Source organism: Bacteroidales bacterium MB20-C3-3 (genome assembly GCA_035609245.1).
GTDB lineage: Bacteria > Bacteroidota > Bacteroidia > Bacteroidales > UBA932 > Bact-08.
On sequence record CP141202.1, the window covers coordinates 1450792 to 1465332 of the forward strand.

The 14541-nt window shown below is 41.3% G+C and carries 19 protein-coding genes; 6 read left to right on the top strand and 13 right to left on the bottom strand.

Features of this window, described 5'->3' with window-relative positions:
• Window positions 1-89 precede the first annotated feature (89 nt).
• Window positions 90-788, bottom strand: a complete 699-nt coding sequence (locus U5907_06570) for an MBL fold metallo-hydrolase (protein WRQ32245.1) — start codon at window positions 786-788, stop codon at window positions 90-92.
• A gap of 59 nt (window positions 789-847) precedes the next feature.
• The gene (locus tag U5907_06575) at window positions 848-2002 is read right to left on the bottom strand and encodes a DNA cytosine methyltransferase (protein WRQ32246.1); all 1155 of its coding nucleotides are present in this window, start codon (window positions 2000-2002) and stop codon (window positions 848-850) included.
• Between the two features lie 94 nt (window positions 2003-2096).
• On the opposite strand from U5907_06575, the gene U5907_06580 reads away from it, so the two are divergent.
• Entirely contained in the window at window positions 2097-2318 is a 222-nt protein-coding gene (locus U5907_06580) for a helix-turn-helix transcriptional regulator (protein ID WRQ32247.1), read from the top strand.
• 10 nt (window positions 2319-2328) lie between these two features.
• A complete protein-coding gene (locus U5907_06585) occupies window positions 2329-3177 on the top strand; it encodes a hypothetical protein (GenBank protein WRQ32248.1) in 849 nt (282 codons plus the stop codon).
• Window positions 3178-3798: 621 nt separating this feature from the next.
• Here U5907_06585 and U5907_06590 read toward each other — a convergent pair.
• The 8 genes from U5907_06590 to U5907_06625 all read right to left on the bottom strand — a co-directional run bounded on the left by U5907_06590 (window position 3799) and on the right by U5907_06625 (window position 8773).
• Window positions 3799-4515 (bottom strand): head GIN domain-containing protein, encoded by a 717-nt coding sequence (locus U5907_06590; protein WRQ32249.1) that lies wholly within the window; start codon window positions 4513-4515, stop codon window positions 3799-3801.
• Window positions 4516-4589: 74 nt separating this feature from the next.
• Window positions 4590-5591: a HipA domain-containing protein gene (locus U5907_06595; GenBank protein ID WRQ32250.1), complete on the bottom strand. Its 1002-nt coding sequence runs from the start codon at window positions 5589-5591 to the stop codon at window positions 4590-4592.
• A complete protein-coding gene (locus tag U5907_06600; GenBank protein WRQ32251.1) occupies window positions 5584-5913 on the bottom strand; it encodes a HipA N-terminal domain-containing protein in 330 nt (109 codons plus the stop codon). Before U5907_06600 ends, U5907_06595 begins: the two co-directional genes overlap by 8 nt.
• On the bottom strand, window positions 5900-6115 hold the full coding sequence (locus U5907_06605) for a helix-turn-helix transcriptional regulator (protein ID WRQ32252.1): 216 nt from the start codon (window positions 6113-6115) through the stop codon (window positions 5900-5902). The genes U5907_06600 and U5907_06605 overlap by 14 nt, the downstream gene beginning before the upstream one ends.
• Before the next feature lie 61 nt (window positions 6116-6176).
• Entirely contained in the window at window positions 6177-6833 is a 657-nt protein-coding gene (locus U5907_06610) for a hypothetical protein (GenBank protein ID WRQ32253.1), read from the bottom strand.
• On the bottom strand, window positions 6834-7487 hold the full coding sequence (locus U5907_06615; GenBank protein ID WRQ32254.1) for a hypothetical protein: 654 nt from the start codon (window positions 7485-7487) through the stop codon (window positions 6834-6836).
• A 36-nt stretch (window positions 7488-7523) separates the two neighbouring features.
• A complete protein-coding gene (locus U5907_06620; protein ID WRQ32255.1) occupies window positions 7524-8195 on the bottom strand; it encodes a hypothetical protein in 672 nt (223 codons plus the stop codon).
• Window positions 8192-8773 (bottom strand): hypothetical protein, encoded by a 582-nt coding sequence (locus tag U5907_06625; GenBank protein WRQ32256.1) that lies wholly within the window; start codon window positions 8771-8773, stop codon window positions 8192-8194. Before U5907_06625 ends, U5907_06620 begins: the two co-directional genes overlap by 4 nt.
• Window positions 8774-8867: 94 nt before the next feature.
• On the opposite strand from U5907_06625, the gene U5907_06630 reads away from it, so the two are divergent.
• The 3 genes from U5907_06630 (at window position 8868) to U5907_06640 (ending at window position 11035) form a co-directional block, all read left to right on the top strand.
• Window positions 8868-9662, top strand: coding sequence for a thymidylate synthase (locus U5907_06630; protein ID WRQ32257.1), 795 nt, complete (start codon window positions 8868-8870; stop codon window positions 9660-9662).
• Between the two features lie 57 nt (window positions 9663-9719).
• The gene (locus U5907_06635) at window positions 9720-10211 is read left to right on the top strand and encodes a dihydrofolate reductase (protein ID WRQ32258.1); all 492 of its coding nucleotides are present in this window, start codon (window positions 9720-9722) and stop codon (window positions 10209-10211) included.
• 203 nt (window positions 10212-10414) lie between these two features.
• On the top strand, window positions 10415-11035 hold the full coding sequence (locus U5907_06640; GenBank protein ID WRQ34087.1) for a superoxide dismutase: 621 nt from the start codon (window positions 10415-10417) through the stop codon (window positions 11033-11035).
• Window positions 11036-11214: 179 nt separating this feature from the next.
• On the opposite strand, the gene U5907_06645 is transcribed toward U5907_06640, so the two are convergent.
• Window positions 11215-12132, bottom strand: a complete 918-nt coding sequence (locus tag U5907_06645; protein WRQ32259.1) for a nitronate monooxygenase — start codon at window positions 12130-12132, stop codon at window positions 11215-11217.
• Between the two features lie 59 nt (window positions 12133-12191).
• Between U5907_06645 and U5907_06650 the strand changes: the two genes are divergently transcribed.
• Window positions 12192-13556, top strand: a complete 1365-nt coding sequence (locus U5907_06650; protein ID WRQ32260.1) for a sodium-dependent transporter — start codon at window positions 12192-12194, stop codon at window positions 13554-13556.
• A gap of 2 nt (window positions 13557-13558) precedes the next feature.
• Here the strand turns inward: U5907_06650 and U5907_06655 are convergent, their stop codons facing one another.
• Together U5907_06655 and U5907_06660 are read right to left on the bottom strand one after the other, a co-directional pair.
• A complete protein-coding gene (locus U5907_06655) occupies window positions 13559-14062 on the bottom strand; it encodes a hypothetical protein (GenBank protein WRQ32261.1) in 504 nt (167 codons plus the stop codon).
• 53 nt (window positions 14063-14115) lie between these two features.
• Window positions 14116-14490, bottom strand: a complete 375-nt coding sequence (locus U5907_06660; protein WRQ32262.1) for a hypothetical protein — start codon at window positions 14488-14490, stop codon at window positions 14116-14118.
• Window positions 14491-14541: the final 51 nt, after the last annotated feature.

The window sequence follows — 14541 nt, forward strand, 5'->3', positions numbered from 1 at the left end:
ACAAATATAAAATATTAACCTTAGATTATGAAAAATATTTTTAATTAAATAAATTCAGAGGTAGTCACACTACCTTTACAAAAGTAAATTTAAGAAGACAAACTCGCCATCTCCCCCACTCCCCCATGATAGCAGATAATCGTTTTCACATCAAGTGCTCTGATTTTCTCTGCCGACTCATTTGCCCTTTCCAAATCCAGCGTATACTGCGGATTAGCTATTGTAAGCCGACCATCTTCCAGAACAAGCGCATCGCCGGTTATGAGAGTGCTGCACTCCGGCAGGTAGATGGAGATATGCCCCTTTGTGTGGCCCGGCGTCGACACCGCAATTATCCCGTCAGCAATTTCATCGCCATCCCCAAGCGCCACATCAACAGGCACTTTTGGAGTATTCCTGAGCATCTCAATAAAAGCCAGCGCCCATCCCCTCGCCCTCTCCGGCATAGAATCCAGAGAGTTTTCGGCCTGAATAAGCCGCTCAGACTTCACCCGCCCCTGCACCGACATCGCCTCCTCTGCCCCGCAGAAGATTTTCAGACCAGGGTTAAGCCGCTTAAGCTGAGCCGCACCGCCCATATGGTCGTGGTCGTCGTGGGTAATTATGAGGCCCGTCAAGGCCGATTCTCCAACGCCCGCCTCCCGCAATTTCTCAATAAGCTGACCCGCCGTCTCCTCATAGCCGCAATCCACCAAAAAATTGCCCGCCTCCGCCCCAATGAGCACCGGGTGGACAGTGTAAGCCACACCGTCAATAGTGTGGGTGAGGGGGAGAGTGGTGATGGTCATGGAAATTAATGTGATTAAAATATTGAATTCAAAATTAGGCACTAACAATAGACTCCTAACTAAAATAAAGTTGGTTCAGAATTTAAATCAAGTTCTTCATTAATGTCAATTTTGCTCAAAAATTGCTTAACTGAATTTTTCAGAGCAATTGAAAGAAAAGTTGGAACAGCATTTCCAATTTGCAGATTCTTTTCACTACGATTTCCGTAAAATAAATAATTATCAGGAAACCCCTGTATTCTTGCTCCTTCTCGAGTCGATAACGATCGTGGAGATTTTGGGTGTATACATCTAGAGGATGATGGACAGCCTAGATTCCTTGTAATTGTAGTGCTTGGTCTATCCCACCAAAGTTTGCAATAGGTATTTGCAAATCCACTGCTAGGCCTTATATCTTCGGGTAAATCTTTTGGGCTACCTCCATCAGGTAGTGCCATCATGATTTTTACTAGTTTGTCATTGTTTTTTGGAGTATCATGATCCATAATTTTATCAGGAGCATTTTCTCTCATTAGCTTTTGATAATCATTTTGAGGAACCATACAATATTCTGTCCCTACTTCTCCATTTCCAATAATTGTTAAATCGCCGATTGCCTCCCCCAGTGTCACATATGGTTTTAAACCTGTTTTGTGAACTTTTGTGATTTTCGCATCATAATGAGTTGGTTTGGGAAATTTGAATGGCTTATTTTCAAGAGTACCTACAATTATCACACGCTCCCTAATTTGAGGGGCTCCAAAATCTGCGGCATTAAGAACCTTCCACTGAACATGATAACCCAAAGATTCAAATAAAATAATTATATGCTTTAATAAAGAACCGCCTTGCATTGATAAAAGTCCTTTAACATTCTCGAATACAAATAATTTTGGTTTCAATTCAGCAAGTATTCTAAAATATTCTTGAAATAATTTCCCTCTTGGATCATCAAGAAGTCTTTTACCTACAGTAGAATATGCTTGACATGGTGGTCCACCTACAACAATATCAATATCTTCTTTGTACAACCCAAGGTCATTAGTTAAATCAGCTAAAGAAAAATCCTTAATATCTTTATTATAAATCCTAACATTTGGATGATTCAAGCCATATGCAATTGCCATTGGCTTTAAAATCTCATTTGCTGCTACAATCTTAAATTCTTCATCGTGAGCAAATCCATAACTCAAACCACCAACTCCCGCAAACAAATCGATTACTTTGTATACCATAAATTATCAATCCAATTTTTGTTTAACAAAGTTAATATAACATCGACAATATTCCAATATGGAATATGAATAATTGGTTTCTATTTTTGTTAATATGAAATCAAATCTGCTCATTAAAGAAAAACAAAGGTTAGCTGCAAAATTATACCAAACCCGAAATGAACTTGGTATAAAACAAACTGATCTTGCAAAGGAAGGAATAATTTCGCAAAGTCAATTATCAAAAATTGAAAATGCGGAAAGTAATATTTCAGCAGTATTATTGAATGTATTGGCAAAAAGATATGGCAAAGATCTCTCATATTTTTTTGAATAAAAATAAAAAAATGGAAACAGGCAGAAATAGGTCAACAGGTTGGCAACATGCAAAACTTACAGGGCACATAAATGAATCAAATGTTGAGAAATTGTTTTCCGATGATAACTTTAAGAGAAATTTTTGTGAAAGGATAGGAATCCTACCTATTGAAAAGGTCAAGGTAGGCGGTCTATATGAAAAAGATGTTGATTGTATACTGGGTGGAAAAACTAAGTCCAAGACTGACTTGCAGCTTGAATTATCCAATGGTAGCTTAATAAACATTTCCATCAAGAAGGGGCTTGGAGGCCAAGTATACTTAATTGGAGTTGATAGATTTATTTCTGGTTTTGAAAAACAATTCAATAAGAAAGTACCTGACGATATTAATGAATTTCTCCATTTCTATTTTTATGGAAATGAAAAAACATCCCAAATTTTGTCAGATAGAAAATTTATTGAGGGTATGCCTCCTACCATACTGAAATATCAAAAAAATCACAATCGACTAGTTTGGGAGCATCTTTGCCGTTATAACAAAGACGGAGCAGACAATTTATTAAACTGGTTTAAATATAACATTTCTGAAATTACTGAATTTTGTTTTTCTCGTGGATTAGCCATAAATGAATCAGAGTGGGCACATTATGTCTGGTATATAAATTTACTTGGAGAAGAAGATGTTGATATGTTGATTTCAATAGATGAAATTAAAAAATCTGCTGCAAATCATGCTGATCAAATATTACCAGGCTCAAAAAATGGAGGATCAACAATACAACTCCCTTTCGGATTTGTCCAATGGCATCAATGCCAAATTCAATTCCATCATTCATTCTCAAAGATATCGGATATCATTCGAAATGAAATTGAATAGAATAAACTATTAAAGAAGCAATTTTACCAAAAATTCTAAAGGACTGCTATACTAAAACATTAATTTCGACACAACAATCATTCTATGACGGGATGATGCTTCTAGTTAAATGTTCGTTAAGATTAAATTTTGTGACCACCCTCTCATAAACCCTCACATACTCCTCTGGTGTCATCTTTTTGGTGAGGGCGGAGATAATGGAGAGGGTATTCGGCCTTAAGCCATTCAAGCATGGGCGCGCTCATATAAATCCCAAAATGGTAGAGGGCAATGTGCCCCTTTTGCGAAGCAAGGCTGATGAAGGGCAGCGGCTGTCCGGGGGTGGCCATTCGGCAGATGATTTTTGCGAAACCCGTGCGGTTCTAAGTCTTAGATTATCAATGTATAGACAATTCACCTGTCAGGTGACCTGACAGGTGGATTGCTTATGTTTAGGTAATCAGCGTGTTACAGCGGTGTGGGTATATAGTTTACTTCTGGACTTTGACGTGGGAAACTTTAGGTCAACCCGCAGATGCATTTATATGGTGCCGGGCGGGGAGGCCTGATGGTGTAGAGCGGAAAAAAGGCGGCCAGTTTGGCCGCCTTTGGGGAAACAGGTTATTAAGGGGTTAGGGTTAGTTACTCTGCTCGGTTTACGCTGCCGCCGCTGCCTGTCTTAACCTCAATCTGGGAGGTGCCTTTGTATTTGATGGAGGCGCCGCTGGAGGATTCGGCATAGAGGAAACCGGTTGCAAACACCTCGGCATAGGAGCCCGACGAGAGGTCGGCACTGCAATTTATCGCCTCAAGGTCAAAGGCATTGAGGGTGCTGCCGCTGGAGGATCCAAGGGTGAACTTTTCCGCTTTTCCGCTAAAAGTGGCGTCGCTGCCGCTTGACATTTTCAATGAGAACTCTTTTATCTCTATGTTGCCTTGTGCCGATGAGCCTGAGGACATATCTATATCAAGCTCTTCTGCTACCCATCCGGCTGTGAGGTTTAAATGGCTTCCGCTGGATGCCTCAATCTCATCAAGGCTGGCAATATTAACATAGACTTTTATCTCTGCGTTTCTGAAGCTCACCTCAAGGTCTTTTGAGAGTCTGAGGGTGTTGTCAACAACCTCTACATTGATGTACTCGTGTATATTTTCATATGTCTCAACTTTTACGGATACTGTAGAGTCCTGGGTGAGGATAAGCTCCATTCCGCTTGAGACATAGATGTTTTCAAAAGTTGGTAATTCATAGCTCTTTGATGTGTATTCGCCTTCCGGTGTGATAGCATTGAATACGCATGAGCTGAGGGCAAGTGTCGCCACGGCAATTGCCATAAATGAGAAGAGGAGTTTTTTCATAAGTCCGGGATTGGTTATTTGTTATTTTATGTTAGACGAAAAGGGGGAGCGAAAAGTTGCAAGGAGTAAAAAAATTACAATTTAAAATCAGAAAGTCTGTTTCTCTTTGTTTGGTAATGCATCTTATACTGTCTTTTTATCTTTTCAGATAAAAAAGAGTTATCTGTTAACTCTTCTATCAGAAGATGTCTGGTCGTAAAAAATGCTAGTTCTTTGGAGACAATTTTTTCAGGAAGTCCTAAAGAAAGTCCAAATTGAAAGAAGGTTGCTCCGTTTGCTCTTCTTCCTTTGAAAAATTCTTTTTTATCTGTTTTGAACAGGCCTCTCTCTAGTGCAAAATCACTGTAATCTACGTGAATATTCGTGTTAAGCAAATCGTAAGCGGGCGATAAACGGTAGTCGTTTTTTCCGGCATCGATTACTGAGAAATTTTTAAGATGTGCATCTCCGTTTGAAAAGAGAAAATTAAAAAGTATCATTCTGTAAAACTTCAAAAGCTCTACCCGCCAGGCCGGCAAGTATTTTTTAATTAATTCTCCTACCTCCTCATAGCTGTAATCATATTTGAAATTGGGGCCGGCATTTTCTGAAGTTACCCCTGCCAGTGATGCAAAATCTTCAACCCTGAGTTTATTACCGGCAGTATTTATGTCAAATCTTTTAGTAACATATGCCGCATCTCCGTTTTTAAAAAAGCACAAGGCGTTGGGTGCGGTATCAATCTTAAAAACCTGTGAAGCAATCTGCATTGTGAGGTTTTCATTTGCAGGACATTCTGCTGCATTTCTTACATCTGTTGGTCTGGGCTTTAAGATATATGTTCCGCGTTCACCCGGAGAAGTGAGGCTTAACAAGCCATCTCTTATTATCATTGAGTATTTCCCCTGAACTCCTGATATTGAAATTCTCGTTTTATTTTCAGTAAAGAGAATTAAATCCTCCTCTCTCTTTTCTATTGAATCATATGGGAGAATATGAGAAACCTTTTGTTTGTCAAAAACTCTCCTTAAGGCAACAGGGCTATATGTTTTAAAGCCCTTTGCAAGTGTCGAAGGGCAAACTGAAAAATCAACCATTATTCAACCTTTTTACTGTAATTGCACCTCCTGTGTCATATTCTGCAGTTGCGAGCAAGATTCCAAAATGGTCGTTCTCATCAATTTTCAAAAGTCTTGACTGAGTTTTTCTATTGCTCCCTTCTGAAAGCATATTGAAAAAGAACGGGAATAGAGAACGGGACCTATACAATTGGTTTGTTTTAGGAAATGTGAGGCTAATTGCCGGTAATGAACTATTGAGCAGGTACTCATCATAGTATCTGAATGTATATTCAGTCGCAGAGAACTCTGTGAGAACTCCTGCTAATATTCCATTGAAATATATTTCAGCTATGCGCATCTTTTATTTTTATTTCTACTTCAAGCCCCAGGGTATTAAATATTTTATCTATAACAGCTAAAGATGGGTTCGCCTCTCCCCTTTCAATTTTAGTAAGGGTGTTTATTCCGATTCCTGCTAATGCGGCAAGCTCTCTCTGTGTAATTGATAGTGACAGCCTTCTCTCTTTTATAACCTTTCCAACTTCATTCATAATCCCCATATAATGTGATTTTTAAACAAAATTAAGAAATGTTTTCGTTAATTTATAAGAAAATCCCCGTTTATTGTGATTTTCGCATCCTTCCGGCTATCAAAATTGAGAACACCACCCAAGGTACAAGAGAGAGCAAAGAGAAGATAAGGCCGATTGTTCCGGCTGTGGATGGGATAATCATTAGGGCGGCGGAGGCGAGCCCCCATATGGCTGTGGTGCGGGTGAAGGTCCGCTCCCTCTCTTTGAGCATCACCCATGAGAAGATGAAGAGTGTGATTGCGTTTAATATGTAGTAAACATCAAAGGCTGTCCCTTTGTAGGTGGCGAGCATCCCCTCTCCTGCAGCAAGAAGTTGCTGCCTCAGAAGCGGATTAGAACTCCCGTTAAAGGATTTTGCCAGGCTCATCATCTCGAATGCCACCGATGAGGCGTAGTATGTTGCAAGCCCCACAAGGCCCACTGCCAGCGCAGTTATTATTGCCGATTGGTTTGCTTTGTAAAGGCATGCGGCCAGCCCAAGATAGACCGATATCATAAGGGCGTTGTTCAGCAGATAGAGCAGATCCAGACTAAGCAGACCCAGAAGAGGACTTTGCTCAAAAAGCTCAAAGAAACCTCTAACATCTGCAGGAGGAGGCCAGATTGCAAATATTGCTATCTGCACCGGAATAATAGCAACCACCGCAATTGCTGCAATTGCTCCCCATCTTTTTAAATCTTTCATCTATTTAAGCATGTGCTCAACAAGTGCTGACATCTCTGCCACATTGTTAAAGCTCAGGTTTTTACCCTTCATGTACTCTTTATAGCTCTCTTTATTGCCTTTGAAAATTTTCTCCATCTGCCTCATGTTGATAATTCTAGTAACCTTATCTCCATCTTTGAACCAGTAGTATTTGAAAGGCACTATTCTGTAACCCTCAGGAACTGCGAGATCATAGAAGATTCCATTTGCCATAAGCGAAGTATAGCTTTTTGATGCACCTGTCTCTGTTGTTGTTCCATAGGCCGATGGTTTTGGTGGCTCTATCACTCTGCATCTGTGCTCTACCAAAAGCTCTTTGCCATCCTTTACGTACGCTACCTCTACAAACTTTCCGTTATATGGATAGAATTTTCTTTTCTGAATAACGATAGTATCCACAAGCCCAATCTCATCTTTTCCTATCGCTTTCATCTTTCCTCTCTCTTTAAATAACATCTCCTCTGTAACAGAGTTGTAGTTAAGCATTCCGCTGTTGATGACTCCGTTTTTCATATAGATAAACCCTTGCGTGAAGTCGTCAAGTATATAGTGAGAAAGCACCTGGCCTTTTGTCTGTGCAGTTGATGAGATTGCAATCAGAGTTGCAATAGTGAGCAAAAATAACTTTTTCATTTTGAAATAGTGGTTAAAGTGGTTGTTTACTTTATGTTAGTTTTGGAGGTTATCCATAGCATGTGCCATGTCAGTAATATCAGAAAGATTTTCAAATTTAATTTTATTCTCCTTTATAAACTTGTCAAATGTATCTTTTTTGTCTGAATATACCTTGCGGAACTGTTTCAGGTTGAAAATTCTTGTGATTTTACCATCCCTCTCTACCAGATAGTTCATAACAGGCTTAACCCTGTAACCATCCGGAAGCTGAAGTTTATAGTACATATTTCCATCACCAGTTATTCCGGAATACCTGTCCACTGCAGAAACATGTGATGTTCCACCATACGGAGCCGGATTACCCGGAGGCACCACAGTACTGCGGTGTTCGGCATAAACTGTGTGAGTCTTGCCTTCGTATAAAACCTCAACGAATTTCCCGTTTTTGACAACAAATTTTCTACCGCTTATAGCCACATACTCCAGCTCCTTCATCTCTGCATCTCCTATCGCAAGAACCTGCTCGCCCCGCTGAAAGACCATCTCTTCAGTAACCGTGTTATAGTTCAGGCGCATCTGCTGTGTTCTTCCTCCGCCTATTGAAACATACCCATCTGTAAAATCAGGGAAGACGTAGTGAGAAAGTACAATTTGAGTAATCTGTGCATCAAGCTGCAGAAATGATAATACAAAAAATGACAGCGCAATTATTATTTTCCTTTTCATAATACAGTATTCATTATTGATATACATGAATCAACTTTGGTTATAAAATCTTCTGCAGCAGCTTTAAGTTCTCTGCCTGTTTCGGATTCTGTATTTGCCTTTTTTACAATTGCATATATCTGAGACCTGAATTTCAACCATGAGTCTAGATATTTAACACTGAGCGAACTTCCCTTAATTGAAAAGTCAACCGGCTGAATGGGATCAAGAATTCCGGGGGGTATATCTGTGCCGGCTGTGAACTGGTAGATGCCCTCAACAAACAGATCGTCCAAAGCAATTAAAGCGTAATATGCGTTCATGAATCTAGTCTGCACAAGCTCCGCCCAGAAAGCGATTCCAACACTCTGCCTTAGCATGGAACCCAGAGTGTTGTGCAAAATGCTGAAGTCATAAAAAGATGTTGTATAATTCCTCCAGATTAGTATTTGAGCCGCATAATCTCCGGCGCCGGACATTGGTGGCATTGTGGTACTTGTCAATGGTTTGTATAGGAGCACCGGTTCGGGAGCCTTTGTGCAGCCAAAGAGTAGTCCGGCTACACACGCTAATACAAACAACTTCAGTTTTGCTTTCATAAAGTGAATTTGAGTGATTTTCCAAATGTAATAAAAATGTATTAACAACAGAGCCCTTTTTACTATATTTGGCTATTCTAAGATCGTTATTATTATGAAAACATATCTTTCTCTGCTTGAACATATAATGACAAACGGGACCCTGAAATCAGACAGAACGGGTACCGGAACCAAGAGTGTGTTCGGATATCAGATGCGTTTTAACCTGGAGGATGGATTCCCTCTACTCACAACAAAAAGGGTACACCTTAAGTCAATAATTCACGAGCTCCTCTGGTTTATTGCCGGAGACACCAATATTAAATATCTGAATGATAATGGAGTTACCATTTGGGATGAGTGGGCAGATGAAAATGGCAACCTTGGTCCGGTATATGGAAGGCAGTGGCGCTCTTGGGAGACAGCAGATGGCCGGACAGTAGATCAGCTGAAGGCTTTGATAGAGGGCATTAAGAGAAATCCGGACTCCCGAAGACATATTATCTCTGCATGGAACCCCGGCGAGGTGGATAAGATGGCACTGCCCCCTTGTCACGCGATGTTCCAGTTTTATGTGGCAGAGGAAAAACTTAGCTGCCAGCTATATCAGCGCAGTGCAGATGTCTTTCTTGGCGTTCCTTTTAATATTGCTTCTTATGCCCTTCTAACTATGATGGTGGCTCAGGTTTGCGGGCTGAAGCCCGGTGATTTTATTCACACCTTTGGGGACGCACATATTTATACAAACCATTTTGAGCAGGTGGCCCTGCAGCTCTCAAGAGAGCCAAGACCACTGCCCGTAATGAAAATAAACCCCAATGTGTCCGACATATTCGGGTTCAGGTACGAAGATTTTCAACTGGACGGTTATACCCCGCACCCTTCAATCAAAGCTCCGATAGCGGTTTAAACAACGCCGTTATTTCTGGTGATTGCTTAGTTATCAACTTTTTACAAAAATAATTTTATGATTTCAATAATTGTTGCTGTCGCGGACAATCTCGCCATAGGGAAGGACAATAACCTGCTGTGGCACATATCGGAAGACCTGAAATACTTCAAACGGATAACCGGAGGCCACACAGTTATCATGGGCCGTAAAACCTGGGAATCAATCGGCAGGCCTCTTCCAAACCGCCGTAATATTGTAATAAGCCGCTCTCTTAAGGCCGATTCTCTTGCCGGCGCGGAGGTTTTTGGTTCTTTGGAAAGTGCCCTGGCCACCCTCCCTGCAAATGAAGAGCACTTTATTATTGGAGGAGGAGAGATCTACAGAGAGGCCCTTCCTCTTGCGGAAAAACTATATATCACTTTTGTCCATATTACAGTTAATGACGCTGATACATTCTTTCCTGAGGTGGAAGAGAGGGAGTGGAGAGAGGTGGGACGCGAGAGCTTTGAGCGGGGCGAAAAGTTCGGGCGGCCGTTTGAGTTTGTTGTACTGGAGCGCAGGAGATAAATCAACATATCCCCCTAGATAGACAGCGGCTATTAAGCCATAGACAGAGCCTAAGAAACCTTAGGCTCTTTTTCGTGTTTATAAGACATAACAATTAACGAAAAAGCTAAAAAGCAATGAGAAAGTTAATGATGATTCTGGCAATTGCGGCTCTGCCCTTTTCCGGATTTTCACAAAAGAATAATAATAAAAAAGATATAGCAATGACAACTATAAACAAACTTGAGTTTCACAATTTACCTTACGCTTACGATGCACTTGAGCCATTTATTGACAAGATGACAATGGAGATTCACCACAGCAAACACCACAAGGCATATTATGACAATATGATGAATGCTGTTAAAGGTACAGATATGGAGGGCAAAACCCTTGAAGAGGTTTTTGCAAATATGAGCAAATACCCTGCAGCTGTGCGCAATAATGGTGGCGGATATTACAACCACAATCTCTACTGGGAGGTTATGAAAGTAAACGGTGGCAAGCCATCGGCAAAACTGGAGGCTGCAATTGTGAAGACTTTCGGATCAATGGACGAGCTAAAGAAACAATTTACGGACGCCGGCAAAACCCGCTTTGGAAGCGGCTGGGCATGGCTTAGCGTAGACAAGGACGGCAAACTGTTCGTATCATCTACTCCAAATCAGGACAACCCTCTAATGGATGTAGCAGATAAAAAAGGCACACCTATCCTTGGAATGGATGTCTGGGAGCATGCGTACTATCTGAAATATCAGAATAAGCGCCCTGACTATACAGAAGCTTTCTGGAATGTAATAAACTGGGAGGCCGTCTCAAAAAAGTACGATTCTATAGTTAAGTAATTAGTTAAGTTTGAATTAAGGGTAGAGGGTGTCCAAAAAGTGATTTTGGACACCCTCTTTTTTCTATGAATCTACGTCAGTAACCATTTTGATACTTGATATAATCTTTAACATACCCTTCCTTTATTATAGGACAAATATATGTTTTTATTTCCTAAATAAAAGGAAACCATGAAAAGTTAAATTAAATCCATAATAATCTCCTCAGCACTCTCCTCTTTTCTCACCAGAGTGGCAATTTGACCTATCTCCAGCTCGCCCTCATCCAGATCACCCAGGAAGATACCTGCTTTTGCGCGGCTTTTGCCCAGAAGTTCATTCATCTCCTCTGCAGATGCACCCCGGTTTTCTGCCTCAATAACAGCGGCGGAAAACTGATTGTCTGCCAGACGCGTGGGGGCGAGTTTTTTAAGAAGGAGTTTTGTCTCACCCTCTTTTAGTCCGCGGCAGCGGATTTTGAAATTTTCATGTGCCGAACTCTCCTTGCATAGTGCAAATCGGGTCCCTATCTGAACACCCTCCGCACCCAGTGCAAGGGCTGCTGTGTATTGAGCCTTTGTGGCTACTCCGCCTGCAGCAATCAGAGGAATTGTGATGGCCTCTCTCACTGCCGGAATGAGGCAAAATGTGGTGGTCTCCTCCCTTCCGTTGTGTCCGCCTGCCTCAAACCCTTCGGCAACAACTGCATCAACTCCCGCCTCCTGACACTTCAAAGCAAACGCGCTGCTTGAAACAACGTGTGCCACTTTAATTCCGTGCCCTTTCAGTACTGATGTCCACTTTTTAGGGCTTCCTGCCGATGTAAATACAATTGGAACCCTCTCCTCAATTATGATATTCATTATCTCCTCTATCTGCGGATAGAGAAGTGGTACATTCACTCCAAAGGGAAGTGTTACGCCATTTTCAGTAAGTGCTTCGCGGCAGCTTACTATGTGATGACGAAGATTATCGGGATGCATTGATCCTGCTCCCAAGAGCCCAAGCCCCCCTGCCTTGCTTACTGCCGATGCCAGCTTCCATCCGCTGCACCAAACCATCCCGCCCTGAATAATGGGATATTTAATTCCAAATAAATTGCAAACTCTGTTATCCATATGTATTAACAAAAGTACAAATTTTTATCTTTGTTTCCGGCAACTTAAACTTAACTACTATGTCTGACTTGAATCGCGACGGCTTTGGCAGTCGTTTTGGTGTACTTGTGGCTGTAGCCGGATCTGCGGTGGGCCTTGGCAATCTTTGGAGATTCCCCTATATGGTGGGAAATAACGGAGGTGCAGCGTTTATAATTATTTATCTGCTCTTTGTAGTCCTGCTCTGTTTGCCGATTATGTTTTCCGAATTCATTATAGGCCGCAGAACACAGTCAAATGTCTTTGGTGCAATCAACAAACTTGCTCCCAAGTCTCCGTTTTTATCAATAGGAGTTATAAGCGTAGTGGCATCAATATGTATCATGGCCTTTTACAGCGTTGTTGGAGGATGGACAATAGAATATATTTTCAAGTCTTTCTCTCCTGACTTCCTGACAGCAAACAGTGCGAGTCTCGAGAGCCAGTTTAAAGAGGCCTCTACATCTTCACTTGTTCCAATAGCCACCCATCTCGCCTTTTTGGGACTCTCAGCACTCATAGTTGTTGCCGGGATAAAAAACGGTATTGAAAAATACTCCAAAATCCTCATGCCTGTACTCTTCTTCCTTGTTATGCTACTGGCAATAAGGTCAATGACTCTTGATGGCTCCTCTGCCGGTATAAAATTTCTTTTCTATCCGGACTTCTCAAAAATAACCGGAGCCACCCTGATTGCGGCACTCGGGCAGGCCTTCTTCTCGCTTAGCCTTGGTATGGGCTGCATTATAACCTATGGTTCGTATGTAAAGAAAAACGAGAACCTCTTTAAGGTCTCTCTCATGACTGTTGCTGCCGATACCGGTTTTGCAATTCTTGCGGGGCTCGCTGTAATGCCTGCTGTATTTGCCTTTGGTATCTCCCCCGGACAGGGGCCAAGCCTTGTTTTTATTACCTTGCCACAGATATTTGCACAATTGCCTTTTGGAAATGTAATTGCAATAGCATTCTTTTTTATCCTGTTCATAGCAGCTATTACCTCTGCAATCTCATTACTGGAAGTTATAGTTGCATACTTCACCGAGGAGCTCAAACTCACACGAAAGGCAGCCGTACTTATTGCCTTCACAATTATTGGAATTTTTGGGACTCTAAGCTCTCTCTCCAATGGCGTACTGGCAGATGTTAAGATATTCGGCAAAACATTCTTTGATCTCTTTGACTACACCTCTTCAAACATCCTGCTCCCTGTAGGGGGTCTTCTGGTTGTGATGTTTGTCGGGTGGAGAATGAAAAAAGCCGATGTTCTGGACGAACTCACAAATGGGGGTTCTATTGCAATAAAAGGATTTGTTCTCAAGTGGATTATCTTCACAATAAAATTCCTTGCTCCAATTGCCATAGCACTTGTGCTCCTCAGCTCCATCGGCTTCATCAAACTATTCTAGAATCAGCCTTTATCTGATCTCTTTATAAACCTGGCAAATTGTACAGCAGGCGGGCCGGTAAGTGTATACACTTTACTTACAGGAACATATTTATGTGGCACAAAGTGAAATACCTGCCAGGCAGCAAAATCTCTGTCTTTGGATATAAGGACATCAAGCCTTGTTCCCCCTTGCTGCAAAAACTGAACAGGCTCGGTTGAGTCGTTAAGTTCCCCTTCAAGGATTTTTCTTGTGATTTCGCTCTTTTCAGAGGAAAGAAAATATGATTTTCTCTCAATATGGCAACCTGTTGGTTCGTATATCTCTGTTTTTGGTTTAATTATATATACAATCGCACCAGCAATAATCAATATTACCCCGGCAACTCCGGACCAGAGAATTACTGCAAGTATCCCCGCAAGAATTAGTAAAAGTGAAGATGTTATAGTTGTAATGTTTGCCCTTTTGGCAATCTGAGGATGTGAAATCTCTCTCACATCGTTTGTTGTGATATTATCTGTGTTCATATTATAGTCTTGAAAAATTAATAAACTGGAAGAAGTTTTTCAAAGACCTGAACCTAAATTATAATCTCCCTGATTGCAAAAACGAAATACCTTTTGAGTGGCTCGAGAGAAGCAGATCTGGCCTCTCCGGAAATTACCATTGCCATTCTGTAAATGTTTTCTATATCTCTTTGCCTGATGAGAGAAGAGCCTGATAATCTCGAAAGCATTTGACCTCCGTTTCCTTTTGCCGCAGGTGCAGTCTGTGGGGTCTCCGTGATTGCTGGCACTGTGGCAGGAGCAGATGAGAGCATAGCCCCCTGATTCTGATAAGAGGCTGTAAATGCAAATTGCTCATCTGGAGAGATGCATTCTCTTTCGCTCACCCTAAATGGTGAAGAGAGAGAAATCAGAATTGCAAAAACAATAATCAGATAGCTCTTATTCATAATTAAGTGCAAAGATAGCCACTCTTTTTGTAAATTTGAGCATTAACCTAA